At 66.7% G+C, this 22499-nt stretch carries 24 protein-coding genes; 5 read left to right on the top strand and 19 right to left on the bottom strand.

Annotated elements, in window-relative coordinates; translation table 11 throughout:
• Positions 1-16 precede the first annotated feature (16 nt).
• Positions 17-796, top strand: coding sequence for an MBL fold metallo-hydrolase (locus HACJB3_RS08830; protein WP_008417326.1), 780 nt, complete (start codon positions 17-19; stop codon positions 794-796).
• On the opposite strand, the gene HACJB3_RS08825 is transcribed toward HACJB3_RS08830, so the two are convergent.
• The 14 genes from HACJB3_RS08825 to HACJB3_RS08760 all read right to left on the bottom strand — a co-directional run bounded on the left by HACJB3_RS08825 (position 793) and on the right by HACJB3_RS08760 (position 14723).
• Entirely contained in the window at positions 793-1164 is a 372-nt protein-coding gene (locus tag HACJB3_RS08825) for a 2Fe-2S iron-sulfur cluster-binding protein (RefSeq protein ID WP_008417327.1), read from the bottom strand. The two genes, HACJB3_RS08830 and HACJB3_RS08825, sit on opposite strands and share 4 nt — an antisense overlap.
• 40 nt (positions 1165-1204) lie before the next feature.
• On the bottom strand, positions 1205-2272 hold the full coding sequence (locus HACJB3_RS08820; protein WP_008417328.1) for an mRNA surveillance protein pelota: 1068 nt from the start codon (positions 2270-2272) through the stop codon (positions 1205-1207).
• Between the two features lie 45 nt (positions 2273-2317).
• Positions 2318-2947, bottom strand: coding sequence for a DUF4013 domain-containing protein (locus tag HACJB3_RS08815; protein WP_008417329.1), 630 nt, complete (start codon positions 2945-2947; stop codon positions 2318-2320).
• Entirely contained in the window at positions 2944-3861 is a 918-nt protein-coding gene (locus HACJB3_RS08810; protein ID WP_008417330.1) for a DUF4013 domain-containing protein, read from the bottom strand. The genes HACJB3_RS08815 and HACJB3_RS08810 overlap by 4 nt, the downstream gene beginning before the upstream one ends.
• Before the next feature lie 37 nt (positions 3862-3898).
• Positions 3899-5983 carry a ribosome rescue protein RqcH gene (gene rqcH, locus HACJB3_RS08805; RefSeq protein WP_008417331.1) on the bottom strand — a complete coding sequence of 695 codons (2085 nt, stop codon included), beginning with the start codon at positions 5981-5983 and terminating at the stop codon, positions 3899-3901.
• A 39-nt stretch (positions 5984-6022) separates the two neighbouring features.
• Entirely contained in the window at positions 6023-6499 is a 477-nt protein-coding gene (locus tag HACJB3_RS08800; protein WP_008417332.1) for an SHOCT domain-containing protein, read from the bottom strand.
• Between the two features lie 40 nt (positions 6500-6539).
• A complete protein-coding gene (locus HACJB3_RS08795; RefSeq protein ID WP_008417333.1) occupies positions 6540-7058 on the bottom strand; it encodes an HVO_2922 family protein in 519 nt (172 codons plus the stop codon).
• 34 nt (positions 7059-7092) lie between these two features.
• The gene (locus tag HACJB3_RS08790) at positions 7093-7794 is read right to left on the bottom strand and encodes a DUF4013 domain-containing protein (protein ID WP_008417335.1); all 702 of its coding nucleotides are present in this window, start codon (positions 7792-7794) and stop codon (positions 7093-7095) included.
• Positions 7795-8101: 307 nt separating this feature from the next.
• On the bottom strand, positions 8102-9757 hold the full coding sequence (locus HACJB3_RS08785; RefSeq protein WP_008417336.1) for a tRNA uridine(34) 5-carboxymethylaminomethyl modification radical SAM/GNAT enzyme Elp3: 1656 nt from the start codon (positions 9755-9757) through the stop codon (positions 8102-8104).
• A gap of 45 nt (positions 9758-9802) precedes the next feature.
• Positions 9803-11857 (bottom strand): DHH family phosphoesterase, encoded by a 2055-nt coding sequence (locus HACJB3_RS08780; RefSeq protein ID WP_008417337.1) that lies wholly within the window; start codon positions 11855-11857, stop codon positions 9803-9805.
• Between the two features lie 62 nt (positions 11858-11919).
• On the bottom strand, positions 11920-12540 hold the full coding sequence (locus tag HACJB3_RS08775; RefSeq protein WP_008417338.1) for a YIP1 family protein: 621 nt from the start codon (positions 12538-12540) through the stop codon (positions 11920-11922).
• Positions 12541-12547: 7 nt separating this feature from the next.
• Positions 12548-13135: a thymidine kinase gene (locus HACJB3_RS08770; protein ID WP_008417339.1), complete on the bottom strand. Its 588-nt coding sequence runs from the start codon at positions 13133-13135 to the stop codon at positions 12548-12550.
• Between the two features lie 73 nt (positions 13136-13208).
• Positions 13209-13796 carry an NADPH-dependent FMN reductase gene (locus tag HACJB3_RS08765; RefSeq protein WP_008417340.1) on the bottom strand — a complete coding sequence of 196 codons (588 nt, stop codon included), beginning with the start codon at positions 13794-13796 and terminating at the stop codon, positions 13209-13211.
• Positions 13797-13826: 30 nt separating this feature from the next.
• Positions 13827-14723 carry an A/G-specific adenine glycosylase gene (locus tag HACJB3_RS08760; protein WP_008417341.1) on the bottom strand — a complete coding sequence of 299 codons (897 nt, stop codon included), beginning with the start codon at positions 14721-14723 and terminating at the stop codon, positions 13827-13829.
• A gap of 98 nt (positions 14724-14821) precedes the next feature.
• On the opposite strand from HACJB3_RS08760, the gene HACJB3_RS08755 reads away from it, so the two are divergent.
• From HACJB3_RS08755 to HACJB3_RS08745, 3 genes are all read left to right on the top strand, one after another.
• Positions 14822-15802, top strand: a complete 981-nt coding sequence (locus HACJB3_RS08755; protein ID WP_008417342.1) for an AI-2E family transporter — start codon at positions 14822-14824, stop codon at positions 15800-15802.
• Positions 15803-15874: 72 nt separating this feature from the next.
• On the top strand, positions 15875-16627 hold the full coding sequence (locus HACJB3_RS08750) for an SDR family NAD(P)-dependent oxidoreductase (protein ID WP_008417343.1): 753 nt from the start codon (positions 15875-15877) through the stop codon (positions 16625-16627).
• A gap of 49 nt (positions 16628-16676) precedes the next feature.
• Positions 16677-17006, top strand: coding sequence for a hypothetical protein (locus HACJB3_RS08745; RefSeq protein ID WP_008417344.1), 330 nt, complete (start codon positions 16677-16679; stop codon positions 17004-17006).
• Positions 17007-17246: 240 nt separating this feature from the next.
• Here HACJB3_RS08745 and HACJB3_RS08740 read toward each other — a convergent pair whose 3' ends face one another.
• From HACJB3_RS08740 to HACJB3_RS20175, 4 genes are all read right to left on the bottom strand, one after another.
• Positions 17247-18590 (bottom strand): class-III pyridoxal-phosphate-dependent aminotransferase, encoded by a 1344-nt coding sequence (locus tag HACJB3_RS08740; protein WP_008417345.1) that lies wholly within the window; start codon positions 18588-18590, stop codon positions 17247-17249.
• Positions 18591-18654: 64 nt separating this feature from the next.
• Positions 18655-19911, bottom strand: a complete 1257-nt coding sequence (locus HACJB3_RS08735) for an MgtC/SapB family protein (protein ID WP_008417346.1) — start codon at positions 19909-19911, stop codon at positions 18655-18657.
• A 39-nt stretch (positions 19912-19950) separates the two neighbouring features.
• Positions 19951-20226: a PadR family transcriptional regulator gene (locus HACJB3_RS08730; protein ID WP_008417347.1), complete on the bottom strand. Its 276-nt coding sequence runs from the start codon at positions 20224-20226 to the stop codon at positions 19951-19953.
• Between the two features lie 311 nt (positions 20227-20537).
• Entirely contained in the window at positions 20538-20684 is a 147-nt protein-coding gene (locus HACJB3_RS20175) for a hypothetical protein (protein ID WP_008417348.1), read from the bottom strand.
• Between the two features lie 107 nt (positions 20685-20791).
• Between HACJB3_RS20175 and HACJB3_RS08725 the strand changes: the two genes are divergently transcribed.
• The gene (locus HACJB3_RS08725; protein ID WP_008417349.1) at positions 20792-21517 is read left to right on the top strand and encodes a DUF7117 family protein; all 726 of its coding nucleotides are present in this window, start codon (positions 20792-20794) and stop codon (positions 21515-21517) included.
• On the opposite strand, the gene HACJB3_RS08720 is transcribed toward HACJB3_RS08725, so the two are convergent.
• Complete coding sequence (locus HACJB3_RS08720) at positions 21509-22402, bottom strand: bifunctional methylenetetrahydrofolate dehydrogenase/methenyltetrahydrofolate cyclohydrolase (RefSeq protein WP_008417350.1); 894 nt, start codon at positions 22400-22402, stop codon at positions 21509-21511. The two genes, HACJB3_RS08725 and HACJB3_RS08720, sit on opposite strands and share 9 nt — an antisense overlap.
• Between the last annotated feature and the right edge of the window lie 97 nt (positions 22403-22499).

Below are 22499 nucleotides of genomic sequence, written 5' to 3'. Positions count from 1 at the left end.
CGCACCCTCTCCCGGTATGCGAATCACGTTTCTCGGTACTGGCAGCGCGATGCCGACCGGCGAACGCTTCCAGACCGGACTGTTGCTCGAACGGGAGGGCCGGACGCTGCTCGTCGACTGTGGCAGCGGCGCACTTCACGGTCTCGCCCGGACGAGTGTCGGCTACGAGGGCGTCTCATCGGTGCTTCTGACCCACCACCACCTCGACCACGTTGCGGACCTCCTCCCGTTGATGAAAGCCCGCTGGCTCGCGGGCGAAGACCACCTCGAGATCGCCGGCCCCCGGGGCACGAAATCGCTTGTCGACGGCCTCCTCAACGTCCACGAGTACATGCGGGGTCGCCTCGACCTCACGGTTCGGGAGGTCGGTCCCTACGACTTCGAGATCGCGGACTTTTCGGTCGAGGGCTACGAGACGCGCCACTCGATGTACTGTCTGGCCTACCGCTTCGGCGGCGTCTCCGAGTCCGACTCGGAAGTTCGCGAGACGAAGTCTCGCGGCGTGTTCACGTTCAGCGCCGACAGCGACGCCTTCGAGGGGCTCGCGAACTTCGCGGAGGGCTCTGCGGTGCTCGTCCACGACTGTTCGTTCCCCGACGACACCGACGTCTCGGGCCACCCGACGCCGGCACAGTTAGGCGAAGCGCTTTCGGGCCACGAAATCGGCCGCATTTACCTCTCACACCTCTATCCCCACACGGACGGGCGCCACGAGGAGATGCTCGAATCCATCGCCGCCCAGTACGACGGTGACGTCCGATTCGCGGAGGACGGCCTCAGTGTGACGATCAGCTAATCGAGCTTCGAGTTCCCCGGTGGGTTGTCGTTCGCCGCGCGGTGTTCGAGCATCTCCTCGTACTGGAAGGCCCGGATCGTCAGATCAGAGCGGGGTTTCGCGGTACAGGGCAGGATCATGCCCGCCGCCTCGTCGCTCTCGTAGTAGCGTTTCGCGTCCGACTGGTCGACCTCGCCCTCCAGTAGTTCGGCCGCACACGTCGTACACCACCCCTGCTGACAGTCGGCGGCCAGCCACACGTCCTGACTCCGGGCGGACGCCAGCACGTAGTCGTCCTCGTCGACCCGTGTCTCGACGGTCTCGCCGGCCCGTTGGGAGTCGGCGTCCTCGGGCACGACGATCTCGACGCTGTACGTCGTCTCTCCCATCACCCGTGGTCGGTCCCGGAGCGCGAAAAGCGATGCGAACTCACTGGAGACGATAGCGCAACAGCGCCGCCACGCCCCCCAGGTTCTTCAGTTGCCTCGCGGGGTCGAACTCGCTGGAGAAGACGACGACGTCCCCGCCCTTCTGCTCCGCGGTCGTGATCAGGTCGTTGACGTCCATGTCCCAGTCGCCCGACCCGGCCCGCTCCTCGCGCAGGCGTTCGTCGGTGATCAGAAGCGTCTCGATCGCGCCGAACTCCGCAGCCTCCTCGACGGCCTCGATCCCGTAGGCGGCCTTTGTGCCCTCGGCCATCCGCCGGGTCAACTCGTCGATCAGTTCGGCCTCGCGGGCAATGCGTGTTTCGGCCTGGACGTCCTCGACCGCGCCCCGTTTCAGGACCTCGTGGACGCCGCGATCCCCGACCCCCGAGGTGTCGACGACCGTGATCAGTTCCGCGATGTCCTGGGTGTTCTCCTCGATATACTCGTAGGCGTCCTGTTTGGTAAAGCCCGGTCCGGCGAGGATGATCGCGTCGGCGTCCATCCGCGAGAGGGCGTCGGCGATCTGCGAGAACAGCTCCGAGCGCGCGCGGGCGAACTCGCCCTTGCCGGTCGGGCCGGTGAAGGTCGCGCGCTCCTCGGTGCCGTACTGCGCTACAGTATGAATGTGGGCCTCGCCCTCCTCGACGGTGACGATCGCCACGTCGGGGTTCTCGCTCGACTCCTCTGCCTCCTCCAAGCGTTCGCGCTGGTCGGCCTTCAGGACCTTCTCGACCTCGATCTCGTCGTGCTCCTCGACGTTGAGGGTGTGGTGGTGGCCGAGTTGGTCCTCGCGGGAGGCCCACGTGATCTCGCCGCCCACCCGTAGGCGGTTCGCGAACTTGTGGAACTCGACGTCCTCGACGGCGATGGTGACTCGCATGGGTTCTCGCTCGCCGCCCGTATCGCGCATCTGGTCGTCGTTTCGCTGGATCCGGCGGGTGGTGTCGGCCGAAACGAGATCGCCAGGTTCGAGAACGTACGTGAGATGCCAGAGGTCGTCGAGGTGCTCGGGCACGAGCGTGAGACGCTCCTTGCCGCCCTCGACGTGCTGTTGACTCGTGATTCGCATACCCGCCGTCGGCGCTCGCGGGCCATAGTCCTCCCGAAGCGTGCGCTACGCCTCCCGGTAGCCGGCCGCGAGCCGCCGGGTCGCCGCGAGCGCCGTGATCCACCAGCAAAGCGACGCGAGCAGCGGCCCGACGAGTGGGACGGCCCCGGCGACGCTACCGGCGAGCGCGCCGGCCGTGAGGACGACCAGCGCGCTCGTCCAGCCGACGAAGTACGCGGCCCGCCCCGCGACGCGAAACGACGGGGCCGTGACAGCCTCGCGGCCGTCGCGGGCGTACCCACACAGCGCGATCGGGACGACGTACAGCCCCGCGAGGACGAAAAACAGTGTCAGCGTCGACCCGACGAGGAAAAACGGCGACGCCCCGCCCTCGAGCGCGCGGGCCGAACCGGTCGCCAGCGAGACTGTAACCGTCCCGACCGCGAGCGGGACGGCCCCGTAGGCAAGGGCGATCGCGCCCGCGACGAGCCCCTCACCGACGAGCGGGCCGAACGCGACGCGCGGGAGCGCCGACTCGCCGTCGATGACCGCCCTCGCGACCACGACGAGGTAACCGGCGGCGGGCACGAGCGCCACGACCGGGACGAACAGCGCGTGGACCGACAGGCAGATCCAGCCGACCAGCAGCGCCTCCTCGGCGTTGGGTCCCCGGAGAAAGCCGAGCCGCTCGCTCATGGGCGCTCGTCGGGGTCGGATTCGGACTCCCAGTCGGGCCAGCCCCGCCGTCGATCGCGACCGCCGGTCCGAGTCTCGAAGGTCGCGGGGTCCTCGATTCTGGGTATCGTCTCGGGGTCGACCGGGCAGGCCGCCCGCTCGCTCGCGGGCACGACCGGGGGCGGCAATTCGCGGTCTTCGGCGCGTGGTGGTTCCCGGGCGGGCGGCCCCGAGAGCGCCCGCCCGAGTCCGCGTCCGTAGAGGTAGTACCGGGCCACGTCGGCGTAGAAGCCGACGAACAGCCCGATCGTCACGACCCACAGCGCCCCTTCGAGTGCGGCCCCGACCGCCCAGACCAGCGCCCCGAGCGCCCACGCGGTGGCGTAAGCCCGCGAGAGGCCCGCCTTCCGGATCGTCCCGAGGTCGAACGCCGCCCCCAGTCGTCCCTCGCGCGCGAGGTTCGCGAGCGCGAGGGGCTGGAGGTAGGCGTACGCCACCAGCGAGCCGACCGCGAGCAGCGCCGTCAGCACGGCACCGATGGCGGCAACCGTCTCGGCCGCCGAACTGCCCACTGCGGCCTCGCTCGCGGCCAGCACGGCGAAAAAGAGCCCCAACAGGAGCGCGAAGGGTATCGCGTAGGCGATGCTGACGGCGAGAAAGCGCAGGCCATCGACGATCAGCCGCCCCCAGTTTCGAAACTGCGGCGGGTCAGGATCGCCCGCGGCGACCCGCCGGAGGACGGCGACGTAGTAGCCACACAGCGCGAGAAGCGGGAGCGCCGCGAACGGGAGTATCGCGAGCCCGATCAGAACGACCGACAGCGCGAGACCCACGAACCCGACCATCGCCGAAAGCACCGGCAACAACCCGCCGACCAGCACCGTCGTGAGCGCGTCCTCGCCGCGGGCGGGATACTCGATCGCGTCGCCTAGCATCGTCCCGTCGTTCTCGCCGGGTGGGTGTAAATCACGGTCACTCCTCGAGCATCCGGCTGCCGCCCGCGGGCAGGAACTCCTGGATCAGGTCGGGACTCGCGACCTTGCGGACGAACGCGGTGTCGGTAAATCGATCGCGGAACTCCCGGTAGAGCATCTTCGCCATGTCGTTCTGGGCGTAGCGACCGGGTTCGACCTCGATGGCCGTCTCCGCGCGCGGGACGATCGCGGCGGGCGGCCCGCCGATCACCCGTGTGTTCGGCTCGCAGGTGATCCCGACGGCGACGCCCACCTCAGTGTCGCGGTGGTAGGTCCGGTCGCCGCGGATCACGAACCCGCCTTTCTCGATGTACTCGCCGCTCTCGGGCGTCTTCGAGACCTGATCCGGGCTGACGGAGTAGGCGTCGTCGGCGAAGCGACCTTCCTTCCAGACCGACGAGTACGACACCGCGAACTGGGCGGCCTCCTGGATCGACGATTCGGGGAATTCGACGTCCTTTGCGGGCTCGCTCGGACCGGTCGCTTTCAGGACCGTGACCGGGCCGCCGTGGGCCTGCGTGTGGAAGAAGCGATCGCCCCGGTCGAGGTACTTCTTGACGAGGTCCTCGTTCTCGTCGGCGTTCCGCCCGCCGATGACGAGGTAACCGTCGCTGGTGTGGAACCAACGGAAGTCCTCGTACCACTCCTCGCTCTTCCTGACGGGGATCGATGCCCGCGAAAGCCAGTCGATCTCCTCGGGTTCGCCCCCGTCGTCCTGTGTTTCGTCGCGCGTTTCCCACTGGCGTTTTCGCTCCCGGAGGGCGTCGAGTTCCTCGCGGGTGTCGGCGATGGCCTCCTCGGCGCCCGCCTTCTTCTCCTCGATCCGTTTGGCCTCGGTGTAGATGCGGTCCGCGTTCTTCTCGACGCCCGAACGGACCTCGAGCGAGACGGTCGCCTCACCCAGATCGACCGACACCATCCCGTTTTCGGGGTCGAACCCCGTGACGCGCTCGGCGGCGTCGATCCCCTGCTCGGCACCCTGCTCGAAGGTCGCCTCGATCTCCTCCCAGCCCCGTCCCTCCTCGAGGGCACCGCGAACCGTCGTCAGCACCTCGTCGACGGTGTCGTAGTTGGCGTAGACGAGTTCGGCGCGCTCGCGTTCCTCCGTGGCCTCCTGTTCGAACCCCTCGATGGCACCTTCCTGCTGGTCGATGATCCGCTTCTTTCGTTCGATCTCCTCGTCGAACTCCGGACTCGTATCGGTCTCCTCGTCCTCGCTCGTGTCGAGTTCGAAGAAGTAGTCGTCGAGCGCCTCGTTGAACCGGTCGTAGGAATCGCCCTCGAGGGCGGCGTGCTCGTCTAGCGCGATGGGAGTCACGTCGACGATCTGGCCGTCGTCGCGGTAGATCCGTGGGTCGAAGCGCTTCTCGGTGACTTGTGCGGCCAGCCGCGAGAGGGCGCCGTACAGGCGTTCGAGCTGGTCGTCGTCGGCCTCGTCGATCGCGACGGTCTTTTCGACGCCCGCGCGCGAGCAGACCTCCTCTGCGTACAGCCCGCCGAGGTTGAGCTGGGTCGCGAGCGTCCGCACGAGATCGGTATCGGACTCGCGCATGAGCGCCGTGAACTGCTCTTCGGTCGCCTCCAGCGGATTGACCCGCGAGTCGGGGAACTGATAGCGTGCGCCGGGCGCGACGGTCCTCGATTTCAGGCGCACTGTCTCGAGCGAATCGATGACGTGGCGCGTTTCGTCACAGACCGCGACGTTGCCCTCGCCGAACAGTTCGGCGATGATCGTCGTATTCCCGTCCTCGCGTTCGAACTCGAAGCTGAGAATGCGGTCGAACTCGTACTGGGAGACCCCGGTGAAGTCCGCGCCCGACAGCCGGTTGCGAAGCATCTTCGCGAAATCGGGCGGGCGACCCGGCGCGTCCGGGACGTGCTCGGGCGCGGCGACGTGGGCGCGTTTGACGTCGCCGACCTCGATCAGCAACTCGACTCGTCCCCGGTCGAAATCGCGCAGCTTCAGGCGAAGGAAGTCCTCGCCGTAGAGGTAGGCCTTATCGACCTTCGCACCCGCGTACTCGTTCAGTTCGCCGACCAGCGCCGCGAGATCGATGCTGGTCAGCTCCCGTTTCTGATCCATGCCGATACTCGCAGGCCCCGGAAAAAAGGCGTTGTCGTTCTATCGTTCGTAGAGGCGCTCGCGCGCTCGTCGTCTGTCCTCGGCGTTCTCGATGGTGTCGGTTTCGAGCAGCCGTTCGAGTTTGCGCTCGAACTGCTCGTCGGTGAGGTCGCCCTGTGCGTACCGATAGCGTAGCGTCTGGAGGGCGTCGCGGTTCGACATCGACCCGGCCGCAGGCGGTTCGGGGCGGGCGGGTCCCGGAGCGTCGTCCTTTCGCTCCGTCGACCCGTCCCACCACTTGCCCCAGTCCTCCCAGTCGGTATCTCCCCACATGCCGTCCCACCACTCCGCACGTTCCTGTTCGTTGCCGAACAGCAACGCGATCAGCGGAACGAAAACCAGGAACCCAAGCAGGAAGACGAGCCAGAACGGGCCGATTCCGGTAAAGAGCGAGAGGAGCCCAACACCGACGACCAGCATGCTCGCGACCGACACGGCGTTCTCACGTAGGCGATCGCCCGGCGTCTCGCTGCTCATGGTTTCAGTGACTCACCACGCTGACAAAAACGCGTCGGCGTCACTCGACCTCCTCGACCCCCGCGCCGGGAGCGTTGTGCTGGACGCTGCGCAGGCCCTTGATCGCGTTTCGCTTGCTCGAATAGCCCTCGCCGCCGTCGGCGATGATGTTGCCGTTGCGGTGGACGAGCCGCCAGCGCCACTCGCCCGCACGGTCCCGGTAGACCTCGAACCGACCCTGGCTTGGTTCCGGATGCTCCTCGTCGTCGGGCGAAAACTGGACCCCGACGGCGGGTTCGGCCGGCTCGTCGATCCGTTCGGCACCCGCTTCATCCCCTTCCTCGAACTCGATCTCGAGTTCGATCTGGAACTCGCTTTCGTCGGTCCCGTCCTCGTACTCGCGCTCGACTTCGACGTCCAGTTCGGCCCGTTCGGGGAGCCCTACCGCCACCGCGTACTCGCCGTCGCGAAACACCACGGGGCCGTCACCGTCGATCTCGGCGGCCAACGCCCGCAGATAGGCCGCGATTTCGCTCCGGCTCCGATCGGCTTCGTATTCGAAGAGAGTCTCCTCGCCCATGACTGAAATACGACGGGTACGTATAAAAAGGCGCTCAGATCCCGGCTTGCTCGCTGATCTCGGGGCGTTGGCGCATGGGGGGATGCCGGATCTCGCCCCAGGTGTGCCCGACGACGTAGTAGGCCGCCACGGCGGTGTAGAACCCCACGAACGCACCCGCGACCAACCCGAGGACGGGAACCATACTCAGGACACTCGTCACGACCCCGCCGGCGACGACGATCACGAAGGCGCTCAGCCAGCCGGTCGCGTAGGTCTTATCGACGAGCACCCGCCGCATGGTCGCGGATTCGAAGCCGGCGCCGAGGCGTCGGGTTTCGGCGAAGTTCGCCAGCGCGGCGGGAACCGCGTAGGCGACCAGCAGGGTCAACGCGAACCAGACGAGCAGACCGAGCAGGACCCCGATGCCGGCGATCGCGCCCAGCACGTCGCTGCCGCTCGCGCCGAGCAGACCGCCGCTCACGAGAAACGCGAGCAGGACGGCCGTCGGGACCAGCGCGTAGACGAACGCGATGATGCTCGCCTTCAGACCGTCGACGATCAGCGCTCCCCACTCGTCGAAGGCCGGCGGCTCGTCGTCGCCCCGAGCCGTGCGGTCCAGTACCCGAATGAGGTAGCCCGCGACCGCGAACAGCGGCACGAGCAGGAAGCCAAACAGCGTCAGTACCCCGCCCAGCAACACCGTCGTGGCGGCGTCGTCGTCTTCCTGTAAGTAGCCGATCGCTTCCGCGATCATCGGTCCTCACCTTCGTTCGATCCGCGATACGTCGTTTCCGTCGTCGTGGTGGTCATCGTTTCCCTCTCTGAGTACCCACAGCGTGAGTGTTCAGTGAGTCAAGTAGGACCGACTAGATATTAAATTAGATTGGTAGTTTGTGATAAATATTTGGAGTATTATGTCGAATAGCGTATGTCCGGCCGGTTTTCTGCGGGAGTTACGGTCGGCTTTGCCATTTGCCAGGAGGGGCCCGTCGAATCGCGCGACGCGTCTCTGAGGCGTTTATCGAGCGAAACCACACGCCTCCGGCGTGCGAGGCGACCACTCAGAGGCGCTTCGAGACGTACGGACCGTCCTGATGGTAGCCGAGTTTGTTCTTGTAGTACTCGCGGGCGCCGATTCCCGAGATGACGCTTAGCTTCCCGAAGCCGGCCTCGCGTGCGAGGTCTTCGGCTGTCGCCATCAGTCGGCGGCCGTAGCCCTTGTGCTGCCAGTCGGCGTCGCTCGCCGTGCCAACGCCGAGTTCGTTGCCGTAGACGTGTAGCTCACGGATCAACGCGGCGTTTTCGAGCTCCCGACGCACCGTCTCGCCGGGGAATCGCAGGCGACAGAAGCCGACCAGCAGGTCGTTGTCGGGGTCCTCGAAACTGACGAACTTCTCGATACCCCCCACCGCCTCGTAGGTCATGATATCGAGTTCGACGTTTTGGGGTTCGGCGTCGTTCATCCCGACCTCCCGACACCGGATGCAGTCACAAGTCCAGCCATGTTCTGCCATCCGTTTCCGGGCCAGTTGCCGGAGGTTCGACTTCCAGACGCCTGCGTCGATGAAGTCCGCGGGGATGTCCCGCTGGACGCGCTGAAGGCGGACGTATTTCGGGAGCATCGCCTTGATCTCCGCGACCAGTTCGGCGGCCTGTTCGTTGGTCAACGGGTCGAACTCCTCGCGGCGCCACATATCGTAGGTCCGGGTCCCCCGGACGACGAGGTTGGGGTAGATCTTGAGGTAGTCGGGTCGCCAGTTCGCGTCCTCGAACAGCTGCTGGAAGTCCTCCCGGCACATATCGAGGCTCATGCCGGGCTGGCCGGGCATCATGTGAAAGCCGACCTTGAACGCCGCGTCGCGCAGCCGGCGGTTGGCGTCGATGCTCGCTTGTGCCCCGTGCCCGCGGTGCATCTCCCGGTTGATGCGCTCGTAGGTGGTCTGGACGCCGACCTCGACTTTCGTCCCCCCGAGATCCAACATCCGGTCGATCTGCTCGGGGTCACACCAGTCGGGCTTGGTTTCGAAGGTGGTGCCGATGTTTCGCACGCCGTTCGTCTCGTTCTCGGCGATCACGTCCTCTAGATACGAAAAGTCGTACTCGTCGTGACTCTGGGCGAAACTCTCGCCTTCGGTCGGCTCGGGCGGGTTCTCCGGATCGAAGTCGTTCATCGCCTCCAGTGCGCGCTTGACGAAGTGCTCCTGGTAGTCGTGGCTCCGGGCGGTCATCGTCCCGCCCATCAGGATGAGTTCGACCTTATCGACGGGGTGACCGATCTCCCTGAGTTGGGCGAGCCGGAGCGTGACCTGTCCGTAGGGGTCGTAATCGTTCTGGACCCCGCGGGCCGCGGCGGGCTCGTGGCCCGTGTAGCTCTGGGCGCTGTCGAACTCCGAAGCGGGGCCGCCGGGACAGTAGAGACACTTCCCGTGGGGACACATATGTGGCGAGGTCATGATCGCCACCGGCGAGACCCCCGAGGCGGTGCGCACGGGCTTCCTGCGAAGCACCGCCTCGGCTTGCTCGCGGCGGTCGTCGGGTGCTTTCGCGAGGATGTCACCGTTGGTCGGTACCTTCGGCGAGGAGAACTCCGAACAGACCTCGAGTTTGGCGGATTCGACGTCTTCGCGCTCGATTTCGCCGGCGAGGACGCGCTCGGCGAGTTCCTCGCAGGCCTTCTCGAAGGCCTCGGATTCCGCTGGCTCGACGTCGGTGCTCATTCGAGTATCGAGTGGTCTGTGGCTCCGGGAAATAAGGATGTCGGCCTACGCGGCGAGCGTGGCGACCTCCTCGATGGCCGCCTCGCGGACCGCCTCGCGCTCGCCGATCAGATAGGAGAGGCGACCGCGCCGGACGCCGGAGGTGAACACGCCACCCTCGGGGACGCGTTCGGCGACCCGCTCGCCGAGTTCTCGGACGTCGAGGGATTCGGTCGTGCGGATCTGGAGGTCGGCCTCGTCGAGGCCGACGACGGCGAGTCGCTCGTGTTCCTCGCGCAGGTCGCGAAACAGCGCGTCGAGCAACAGCGCCGTCGGTGGGAAGTCGAAGCGATGGGTGAAGGCGTCCGTATCGAGGAGCGCGACCGTAACGTCATCGTCCTCGCGCGTCTCGACGTGCGAGCGGACCGTCTCGAGTTCGTCGTCGAGTTTCGCGCGGAACTGTTCGCTGACGTGGGAAGCGAGGCTGCGGACGTCCTCGTCGCCGGCAAAGAGCAGGTCCGCGACGAGTTCGCGCTTGTCCTCGTAGGCCTGGTAGTACGCCTCCAGTGCGACCGCCTCGCGGAGTTCACGGGCGGTATCGGCGTCGTAGCCCGCGTCGCGTGCGAGGTCGGCGTATCGGTCGGGGGCCTCCTCCCAGTAGCTGACGGCGGGCAGGTGAGCGATCTCCTCTCGTACCTCGCCGACGCCGCAGGCGACGGTCGCGGCGAGCACGGTCGTCGTGAGTCCCGCCTCGTCGGGCACGACGCCCTCGACCAGATCGCTCGTCTCGAAGCCGGGATCGGCGTCGATCACGAGTCGGTCGACGTCGTAGACGTCGAGCAGCTCGATGCCGTCGCGCGATTCGGCGGTGCTGCCGGTGTCGACGAGTACCACCAGCGGCAGTTTCTCGTCGTGGCGCGCGCGGTTGTCGAGCATCCGGGTGACGTCGTTCGTCGCCCCGGCCATGTCGTAGTCCTCGCCTTCCAGGGGCTGGCGGTCGAAGTAGTGGTACTGGGCGTCCTCGCGGTCGTGTTGCTCGCGGACCAGCGGGAGGACCGCGCGTTCGATGGCCGCCCCGGCGACGTAGCCGTCGGCGGTCGCGGTGTGGCGCAGCACGATGGGCCGGGATTCGATGATCGCCCGCCGGATCGCGCCGGCGGCGTCGGCGATGGACTCGCCGAGCTCTTCGAGGGCCGGGTCTTCGACGAGTGGCTCGACCTCGCCGGGGTGGGCCTTCGATTCGAGCGCGTCGTCGAGCCGCTCGACGACCGCCTCGGCGTCGGCCTCGGCGAGCGGTTTGAGCGATTCGGTTTCGACCTGCACGTCGCCCCGACGGCGCTCGACTTCCCCGGTGAGACGGATCAAGTCGCCGACTTCGATCTCGGGGTAGGCCCGGACGCCGGCCTCCTTAAACGCCGCACACTCGGCGATGCCGGTCTCGTCGCGCACCTCGAAGATCGTTGGCCCGCCGGTCTGGCGGACGTCGACGACTCGTCCTTCGATGCGGATGCGTTCGCCGACGGATTCGGTGAGCGTCTCGACGGTCACGCGTTCGGGCGGGCCCGATTCGATCGGCTCGGCGGTCGTTTTGGGCTCGACGCTCGCGCTCCCGCCGTTGGTCGAGGCCTCGGGCTCCTCGTCGTGAGGGGCGCTCTCGTCAGTGGGTTCAGGTTCGGGTTCGGGCTCGCTCTCGGTCTCGATTTCAGGTTCGGGCTCGGCCTCGTCAGCGACCGGTTCGTCGTTTTCGGGGAGTGTATCTCCGTCGGGGCTGTCGATCACCTCGCCGCGGAACTCGCGGGTGGACTGGCGGATCGACCACGAGAGATCGACGTTGCCGTTGTCCTGAACGCCCGTGACCTGGACGTAGACGGTGTCGCCCTCGTCCCAGTCGAGGCTCTCGAGGCGCCGGTCGAGTTCGCTTCGGTGCAACAGGCCGGTGACGGAGTCGCCGATGTCGACGAAAACGCCGAAGTCGGCAAAGCCGTCGACGGTTCCTTGGTAGAACCGACCGGGGGTGAGTTGGTCCGGGCGGGTACCGGTGAATCGGAAGGCGACGTCCTCCTGGTGTGAACGGCAGACGACCCCATCGACCGAGGTGCCGCAGATGATACAGTGATCCATTTAGCAGCCAAGAGAGGTCCCGCACTAAAACGGTTGTCGAAACGTCGCTCCGGCGGACGGCCTCACCGCCCGAACAGCGGGATCAAAAACGCGGTTTCGGTCGCGTCGAACCCGCCGAACCCGATCCCGAAGACGGCCGCCGCCGGCAGCGCACACAGCGCCGCCGCTCGCGGGAGCGAGACGGCGTGGACTTCGCTGATCCCGAGTACGAACAGCGCCGCCCCGTAGCCCGCCGCGAGCGCCTGAAGGGGGGCAAGCGGAACTCCGACGAACACGCAGGGCGCGGTGGCGTAGGCGATCACCTGAACGGTCTCGCTGACCCCCGCGCGGTCGGGGGCAAAGGGGAGGAGCAGGAGGGTCTGGAGCGCCGCGGTGAGGTGGAGGACGAGCGGGGCGACCAGCGCGACGATCACCGAGAAGACGAGGACGACCGAGAGGACTCGCTGGCCGCCGAACGTCGGGTACGGGGCGCCGACGACCGTCTCGCCGGCGAGCGCCAGCCGGAGCAGGGAGGCCAGCGAGACCACGCCCACGGCGAAGAGGAGTCCGGGCGCCTGGTCGGCGGGGGCGACGCCGACCCGGAAGAACCGACGGGGGCGGACCAGTACCTCGACCCACGCGCGGGCGATCGCCCGCGGGCCGCGACCGCGCCCGCCCCTCGGATCCGCAACCCACTGTGTCACGTCCCGACTATTCGCCACGCAGGACATGACAGTTGCGACATCGCGCCTCGTAGGACTCCTCGGCGCCGACCATGACGGTCGGATCCTCGCGGCGGGCGGGCTCGCCGTCGACCAGCCGCTGGTTCCGGCTCGCGGGCTCGCCACAGACCGAACAGATCGCCTGGAACTTCTCGACGTACTCGGCGATCGCCAGCAGCTGGGGCAGCGGTTCGAAGGGCTCGCCGCGGAACGTCTGGTCGGTGCCCGAGACGATCACCCGGCGGCCGTCGTTCGCCAGCTCCTCACAGACGTCCACGAGCGCGGGCGAGAAGAAGTTCGCCTCGTCGATCGCGACGACCTGCTCGCCGTTCAGCCGGTCGGGGATCGCGCGAACCGCCTCGGCGTCGGTCCCGATCACGTCGGCGTCCCACTGGCGGCCGTTGTGCGTCCCGACCGTGGCCTTCCCGTAGCGGTCATCGGTGGCGGGTTTGAAGACGGCGACCTCCTGGCCGGCGATCTCCGCGCGACGCAGCCGCCGCAACAGCTCCTCGGTCTTACCGGCGAACATGCAGCCGGCGATCACCTCGACCCAGCCACTACGGGTTATCGCGTGCACGCCGCTAGGGGCTCGGCCGGCGAGTAAAACCGTTACTCATCCCGCCGAGGCGTGTGCTCGGTTCACGACCGGGTCAGTCGTCGCCTGTCGCGCCGACGTTCTGCTCGCTCTCGAAACACGCCGGGTCGGGTTCGATGTCGGCGTACTGGACGGTTCGCCGCCCGAGCGTCCGGACCCGTTCTGCGGTGTCCTCCTCGACGAACTCCCCGCCCTCGAAGGCGCTGTGTGACCGGGGCACGGCCGCCTGATAGGGCAACACCCACGCGTTCAGCGCCCGGCAGACGGATCGTAGATGGTCGAGTGCGGTGATCGGGAAACTCCCGCCCGAGACGGCGAGCAATCCGACAGTCTTGTTCTCGAACTCGTCGAACCCGCAGTGATCAAGCGCGTTCTTCAGGGCGCCCGAGTACGAGCCGTGGTACATCGGCGTCCCGAGGATCACGGCGTCGGCCTCCCGGACGGCCGCGGTGAACGCCTCGACGCCCTCGGTAGAGTCGTCGTCGGTATTCAATACGGGCAGGTCGTACTCGACGATATCGAGCAACTCGCCGGTGGCTCCGGCGTCCTCGACGCCCGTGAGGGCCCCGCGGAGCGCTCTTCTTGTGTGACTGCCCTCGCGCAGGCTGCCGGTGATCGCCGCGACGTGCGGTGGCGTGGCCATACCCAAACGAGGGGCGAGTGCGGGGAAAAACTACCGTCTGAGCCGTACCCGGTCGCCTTCGACCTCGACCAGTCCGTCGTCGGCGAGATCCGAGACGAGCCCTCGGAGCCATTCTTTTCCATGCTCCCCGCCGTAGTCGACCCGCACGCGGGGCCCCAGTTCGTCGAGCGGGAGTTCGTCGTACTCCTTTAGTATCCGAATCGCCCGCCCGCGTTTCTGCCGGCGTGACCCCTCGAACGTCGGTTGCGTGGGGACATCCGGCGCGGTGAAGTCGCCGGTCGCGTACGCCGAACACCACTCGCGGAACGGACAGCCCGCCTCCTCACAACGGGGCGTTTTCTGACAGGCCACCCCGCCCAGTTCCATGATGGCGTTGTTCCAAACGCGCGACTCCCCGGCGGGCATGAGCGCCCGCGCTACGTCCTCGAAGGCGGAATCGTCGTCGGGCACGTCGAAGGCCCGATACAGCACGCGCTTGACGTTCGTATCGACTACCGCATCGCCGTTGTCGAAGGCGAAACTCGCCACCGCGTTGGCGGTATACGGACCCACGCCCTGCAGTTCTTGGAGTCCTTCCGGCTCCTCGGGGAACTCCCCGTCGAACTCCTTGATCACCTGGCCGGCGGCCTCGTGGAGGTACTTCGCGCGGTTGTTGTAGCCCAACCGGTGGTCGGTCCAGAAACCCACGACCGCCGAGCGGTCCGCGGCCGCCAACGTCTCGGGGTCGGGCCAGCGTTCGAGGAACGTCGCCCACGCTTCCTCGACGCGTTCCAGTTGGGTCTGCTGGCTCATCACTTCGCTGACGAGGATGGCGTAGGGATCCTCGGTCCGTCGCCACGGGAAGTCGCGATGGTCCCGCTCGTACCACTCGATCAGCGACGCACGAACTCGGTCTATCTCCCCCGGCAACGACTCCGACCCGCTCATTCACCTCCGGTACGTCGGGCGGCGGTTTAGGCCCCGCGATCCCGCTCCCAATCCATTAGTATAACAAAATTTATGCTTATTGAAATATACTAGTTATCATGAACAAACAACGGGGGTTCCTTCTTCTGGCCGTCTGTCTGTCGTTCCTGCTGGGTTTGTACGTTCTGCTCCCGTTTCTCGAGTACGTGCTGGCGGCGATCCTGCTGGCGTACGTCCTTCACCCGTTGCACGTTCGACTCGCCCCGCGAATCGGCCCGCGCCTCTCCCCGGTCGTGCTGATCGGCTTCTCGCTGGTCGCCGTCGTGGCACCGTTCGCGTACGTGTTCGCCGCGCTGGTCCGGGACCTCCGGGCGATCGCGGCGGGTGAAAGCGGGCTTCGGGTCGCCGAGGTCGAGGGAACGATCGCGACCTACACCGGTCGGTCGGTCGACCTCGAACGCTGGATCCGGGTCGGAGCCGAGACGATCTTCGAGGTCTCGTTCAGCGGCCTCGCGGAGCTGTTCGGGGCCGCGCTCAAGGCGTCGTTCGGACTCGCACTCGTGCTCTTTTTGCTTTATTACCTACTGAAAGACGGGGCGTGTTTCGTCGCGTGGCTGAAGGAGACGACGCCGCTTCCCCCGGACGTCACCGACCGCCTCTACTGTCGCATCGACGCGACCACCTGGGCGGTGATCGTCGGCCACGTCTTCGTCGCGTTCGTCCAAGGGATGGCCGGCGGGATCGGGCTGCTCCTCGCGGGGGTCCCCGATCCGGTCTTCTGGACGGCCGTGATGATCCTACTCGCGCTCCTCCCGTTGATCGGGGCGTTCCTCGTCTGGGCGCCCGCCGGGGTCTACCTGCTTCTGATCGGCCACCCCTACGCCGGCCTGTTCTTGCTCGTCTACGGGATCGTGGTGGTGAGCATGATCGACAACTACGTCCGGCCGATCATCATCGACGCGCGGGCGCGGCTCAACCCCGGCGTGATCCTCGTGGGCGTCTTCGGCGGGATCTACTCGCTCGGGTTCGTCGGCCCGATCGCGCTTGGGGTTCTGGGCGCGACCCTCTCGACGTTCAAAAACGACTACCACCGCCTCTGATCGCCCTGTCGAATCCGGCGCGAGTTGTCGTCTCCCGGTAGCCTTTCCGTGTGACGACCCTCCAGTCGAGCGATGACATCCGATACACTCGACGGCGACGTCGCACTCGTCACGGGAGCGTCCTCGGGCATCGGCGCGGCGACCGCACGCTCGCTGGCCGACGAGGGCGCGGCCGTCGCGCTCGCCGCGCGCCGCGAGGAGCGCCTCGAGGAACTCGCCGAGGAGATCGAATCGGCGGGCGGCGAGGCCCTCGTCGTCCCGACCGACGCCACCGACGAATCGCAAGTCCGGGGGATGGTCGAGGAGACCGTCGAGCAACTGGGCGGACTCGATGTACTGGTCAACAACGCGGGCGTCATGCTGCTCGAACCGATCGCGGACGCCGATCCTGACAATTGGCAGCAGATGCTCGATCTCAACGTCCAGGGACTGATGGTCGCCTCGCAGGCCGCCCTCGGACATATGCAGGAGAAGGGCGCGGGTGACATCGTCAACCTCTCGTCGGTCGCCGGCCGGAAGGCGTATGCGGGATCGGGCGGCTACAACGCCTCGAAGTTCGGCGTCACGGCCTTTTCCGAGGCGCTGCGTCAGGAGGTCGTCGATTCGGACATCCGGGTCACGACCATCGAACCCGGCGCGGTCGACACCGAGCTCGCCGAGCACATCCCCGATGAAGACCAAAAGGAGCAGATCGAGGGGATGATGGACGAGATGGAGCCGCTGCGACCGGAGGACATCGCCCGCTCGATCCGCTTTGCGGTGACCCAGCCCAGCCACGTCGACATCAACGAGCTGTTGATCCGCCCGACACGCCAGGAGCTGTAGGACGCGAAAAGTCGAAACCCGTATTCGACAGGGGCGGCTTCCCGCCGGTATGAGCCTCGACGAACTGACCGGTGACGTCGAATCGGCATACGCCGGTCTCGACGACGAGCTGTCGATCGCGCTCGATACGCAGACGAAAAACGAACTCGCCGTGCTGACGGCGGCGCTGGGCCCCGAGAGCACCGACGACCTCGTCCGCCGGGCGGTCCACCTGCTCTTCCAGTCGACGACCGATACCGGCCAACTCGACATGCACCTCCGACAGGGCTACGGCGTAACCTACGACGAATACTTATCAGGAATGACCTACGAGGAGATGAGCGGCGGGACGGTCCCGGCCGAACAGTCCGACGGGAAGGAGCGCCGGTACCAGTTCTAGCGAAAGCCCTCGGCGGCCCTTGGTAGACCCGCCCCGCCCTTTTCATCTCCCAAGAAAAGACCCCTTCGCGGTCTTTTCGGGCTGAGCGGCGACTTCGGCTCCGCGGACCATTCGAGCGGCCTTTGGCCGCGAGAAGATGACGCGCTGCTTCCGGGGACGCCAGCCCTTCCCCGTCCCGCTCACGCGGGCGGCGAAAGTGCCGCCCGCGCTCGCGCCGGCCAGCGCATCCGCTTCGATTAGCTATCCGTCGACGGCCGCGATCGCCTCACACAGCAGGTCGATCCCGATCCCGATCTCGCGTTCGGTGACGTCGAGCGGCGGCAGCAGTCTGAGCGTCCTGTGACCACACCCCAGCGTGAGCAGCCCGCGCTTCAGCGCTGCCTCTATGACGGCCTCTCGTCGCTCTTTGGAGTCGAACTCGACGGCGAGCAACAGGCCCAGCCCGCGTACGTCCACGACGCCCTCGGGGGCAGCGTCCCGGAGCAGCTCCTTCGCCTGCTCGCCACGTAGTCGGGCGTTTTCGAGCAGGCCCTCCTCGCGGATCGCATCGACGGTCAGAGCCCCCTGCATCGAGGCGAGGAGGTCCCCGGCCCCCCACGTCGAGGAGATCCGCGCACCCTCCTCGGGGAAGACGTCCGAACGCGAGATCGTCGCACCCACCCGCAAGCCCTTCGCACACGTGATCACGTCCGGTTCGATGGGGTAGTGATCCGACCCCCACATCTCGCCGGTGCGCCCGAGTCCGGTCTGGATCTCGTCGGCGATCAACAGGACGTCGTGGTCGGTACACACGTCGGCGACCTCGCGCATGAACGCCTCGCTGGGGATCCGGTAGCCCCCCTCCCCCTGAACAGGTTCGAGCACGAGGTATGCGAGGTCCTCGGGCGGGAGGTGGCCCGTCTCGCGGTCGAGTTTCGTGGCGAGGGCCGAGCCGTCCTCACGGAAGAAGCCACAGCCACAGCTCTCGGGCGTACAGCTCCGCTCCGTACAGTAGGGCACGTCCGTGATCCCCGCCAGTTCCGGGTAGCCCGCCCGTTGGACGGACTTCGATCGGTTGAGGCTGAGCGCCCCCAGCGTCCGGCCGTGAAAACCCCCTTCGAAGGTGATCCCGCGGGTCCCGTCGGTGGCATCATAACAGCTCTTGATCGCGTTCTCGACGGCCTCGGCCCCCGAGTTCGAGAGGAAGGCCCGGTCCATTCCGTACTCGCTCGTGATCTCGATCAGCCGATCCAGGAGCTGTGTCGGCCCCGGGAGGTCGGGATCCTCGGGCGTTCCTGGCGATCCGACGTAGAAGTCCTGACCGGCGATCTTCGTCGGGTCGGGGAGGTCGAACTCGTCGAAGCGCTCGGTGATCAGCGGGTTGTTGTAGCCGAGCGGCGCGGCGGCGACGTGACTGGTGAAATCGAGCAGGACGTTGCCGTCGACGTCGGTACAGAACGGGCCCACGGCCTCGGCGGTGATGTCCCAGACGAAATCGTAGACGTAGGTGCTTCTGGCGGCCGTCCGGCGGTGGTGGGCGGCCCACTCGCGGGCGCGTTCGCCGGGCATCGTCTCGACGCGTGGTTCGGCCGTCTCTCGGTCCATGCGAGGGACTGACGGGACGGGGGTGTAAAATGTTCGTTGTGATCCCAACAGTATTTGCGTGACGTCAAAACAGCACGGCTGCCGTCGCGATCCCGGCCATAGCGAGCAGGACGGCGGTCCAGAGGCCGACCCGGCGTGCAAAGGCCCGGTCGGAGCTCGTCGCGACCAGCAGCGCCTTGACGACGAGGCTAGAGGCGGTCGCAAGCAGGATGGCGATCACGGCCACGTCGTGCTCCAGCGAGCCCGTGCGATAGAGGACGACCGCCGAGGTCGTCGTCCCGGCACTGGAGACCAGCCCCGAGAGGACCGCCGTCGCGTAGAAACCGGCGGTCCCCAGATACGCCTCCGCGAACCCGCCCGAGACGACGATCAACAGGAAGATCGCGCCGAAACCGAGCGCGTTGCGAAGCGAGAAGGGGCTCTCCAACTCCATCTCGACGGCCTCGTTCCAGTCGGCGGTGACCGCGGCGATGAGGAACGATCCGACGACCACCGTCCCCAGCGGAACCAGCGCCCCGACCAGCGGCGCGTCGATGGTAAACGCGAGCGCGATACCGAGGTTGCGCAGGGCCATCGCGGCGTCCGCGAGCAGGATCGCCGCCACCGCATACGAGGCGGCCGCCGGGTGCTGACGGACGTGATCGAGCATCGTCCCGACGACTGCCGTCGAGGAGGCGAGCCCACCGAAAAACCCCGTAACGGCGATCCCCCGGCCCCCGTACGAACTGACGATGGCGTAGTTCACGATGCCGATCCCCGCGACCGTGACGACCATCAGCCAGACGACGCGGGGCTCGACGGCGACCTCGAAGCCCGCCGCGGCGATTGGGACGTCCCCCGTTGGGAGGAGCGGATAGATGACGAACGCCAGCACGGCGAACTCGGTCGTCGATCGGAGTTCCTCGCGGGTGAGCCCCCACGCGAAACTGTGGAGCTCGCGCTTCAACACGAGCAACAGCGAGGACAGCACCGCGACGGTGACGCCTTCGAGCAGCAGGCCCGTACCCACGAGGACGCCGACGCCGTAGGCGACGAGCATCGAAACGCTGGTCGTCAGCGAGAGACCCGATTCCTCGCGCAGGAGTCCCTGCACCGCAAGGATGAGCCCCTGTACGGCGACGAACAGTCCCCCGATCGCGAGCAACAGCGGCCGGTCGAGGACGGTGAAGACGGCCCCGAGCAGGCCGATCAGCGAGAAGGTGCGGATCCCGGCGGATTTGTGTGACCACTCGCGTTCGAGCCCCAACAGGAGTCCGAGCGCGCCGGCCAGAACGATCCGGAGGAGGTCCCCTTCGATTGCGATAAGGCCGACGCTGTTCACGACTCCCCTCTACCGAGAGCACCCGGTTAACGCCTCCGCTTAGAGATCGACGTACCGCGACTCCCACTCCCGTCGCGCCTCGATCTCGCGGCGTCCGCGTCGCGTCAGCGTGTAGTAGTTGGTCCGTCGGTCACGTTGCCCCTTCTCGACGAGGCCCTTGTCCACGAGCGTGTCGAGATTCGGATACAGTCGGCCGTGATGGATCTCCTTCTCGTAGTACCCCTCCAGTTCCTCCTTGATCGCCAGCCCGTGCGGTTCCTCCTCTCCCACGATGACGTAGAGTAGATCCCGTTGAAAGCCCGTCAGGTCGTGCATGTCTATACTGTACTGACAGATCAGTGGCGGCACGCATAAACATGTCGGGGACAACGGCTCCGTCGGGCGATTCTATCACGTCGAACAGGTATGGTATCTACTACGATAGGACAGAACCGTCGGCAGTCGGACCGGCCGCGGCGCTCGCGGATTCGGTTTCATGGAAGCAATCCACGCGGGGAGGAAAAATCCCCGCGTGGCTGCTTGCCGCCCTGAATTGGTCCCCGCTGACGCTTCGGCCCTCCAAAGCGAAGCGTCACTCGACTAATCACGCCATTGCGTATTAAACCTACCGACACTAGTCCGATTTGTTATATGTACTCCTCTTCGAGCACCCAGCCCAACGCACGCTTGTAGTATGTAAACATTTCTCTCACTCCTTGGTGGCGCATCTCCTCGCTTTCGAGCTGTTCGGCGAGGAACTCGTACTGCTCGCGGATTTCTTCTTCTGTGCGCATACGTCCATCTGCGACCGCACGCCACATCAAACTACACGCCGGTTTCGCTTCGTCGAACCACCGGGGCCGTCGGATCGGTTTTTACCCCGGCGTACCAACGCCCGGCCATGGAGATCAGAGGTGAGCGCGAATGTACGGCGTGTGGGACGCGCTGGTCGTACTACGAGACCGGCGAGGTCGCCTGTCCCGACTGTGGGAGCCTCCGGAGCGTCGGCCACGAGGAGCGAAAGCTCCACACCGACGGCCCGGCGGAACTCGATCTGGCCCCGCTCATCGAGGGGATCGACGAGCGGCCGCTGAGCGAGGTCGCAAGCGAGGTCGCCGAGCGCTGTCGGAGCTACCGCCGAAAGCGGGGGTTCGTCGACGGCGGCGAGTTGCGCGATCTGGACGACACCTACCTGATCGCGAGCGAACTCGGGACCGCGATCGGGAGCTACGAGCGCTCGCTCTCCTCGGGCGCGCTCGAGACGGAAACCGACGACGCCGAACAGCTATATCTCCTCGCGTTGCTGGGAGGCGAGCGGCCGCCGCCGGCGGAGGTACCCGACTCGCTCGTATCCGCCCGCGCGCTCGCCTACGCGAAGGCAGTCTCGACCTACCGAGAGGACCTCCTCGCTTTTCTCGACGCCCGGGAGGAGGCGTCTCCGACCGTCAGGCGTGCGCTGGGCCGGCTCGACGATCACGTCCGACGGGTCGAGGCCCTCGACGGAAGCGTCGAGACGCGAACGCCAGAACGCCTCGTCGAGGCCGCGCGCGACCTCGGGAGCGCCGTCCGGGACGACGACGAACTCGCACTCGCGCGCGCCAGGGAGCGCCTCGACGCCCTAGGGTAGGTCGACGGGGACCGACTCCTGCAGGCTCGCGGCGCTGACGGTGTTGTACAGCAACATCGCGCGGGTCATCGGCCCGACGCCGCCGGGGACGGGGGTGATCGCGCCCGCGACTTCCTTCGCGCTCTCGAACTCGACGTCCCCGACGAGTTCGTAGCCCTTCTCGGAGTCGTCCTCGACCCGGCTGATCCCGACGTCGATCACCGTCGCGCCCTCCCCGATCATCGAGCCGTCGATCAGTTCGGTCACGCCACAGGCCGCGATGACGATATCGGCACGCCGGGTCTTCGCCGCGAGGTCCTCGGTTCGGGAGTGACAGACGGTGACGGTGGCGTTGCCGTCGTGGGATTTCTGCAGCAGGAGGTTCGCCATCGGCTTGCCGACGATGTCCGACCGGCCGACGATCGTCACGTCCGCACCCTCGGTCTCGACGTCGTAGGCGGCGAGCAGCTTCTGGATCCCATGGGGCGTACAGGGCTTGAACCGGGCGTCACCGGCGACCAACCGGCCTACGTTCTCGGGATGAAAGCCGTCGACGTCCTTCGCGGGGTCGATCCGGCGGATCACCTCCCGGTAGTCGATCTGCTCGGGGACGGGGTCCTGAACCAGATAGCCGTGGACCGCGGGGTCGGCGTTGAGGTCCTCGATGGCGTCGTACAGTTCCTCGGGGGAGGCATCGCCCGGGAGGTCGACGTGGATCCCGTTCAGTCCGACCTCCTCGCAGTCGCGCTGTTTCATGTTTACATACGTCTCGCTTGCGGGGTCGTCGCCGACGAGGACGGTCGCCAGTCCGGGCGTCACGCCCTCGTCGCCGAGCGTCCCGATGGCCGCCCCGAGGTCGTCCCGAATCGCGCTCGCGACTGCGTTCCCGTCGATGATAGTCGCCATGGGGGAGACTGGTCCGTCCATCGCCTTCAACGCTCGGATCCGTGCGTATATCTGGTGATATTGTCCGAAATCTATGCAGTAACGTGGATACATTCGT

It is taken from the genome of Halalkalicoccus jeotgali B3 (assembly GCF_000196895.1).
Lineage (GTDB): Archaea > Halobacteriota > Halobacteria > Halobacteriales > Halalkalicoccaceae > Halalkalicoccus > Halalkalicoccus jeotgali.
The sequence above is the reverse complement of the archived record's forward strand: the minus strand, read 5'-3'. Positions and strand labels throughout refer to the sequence as shown.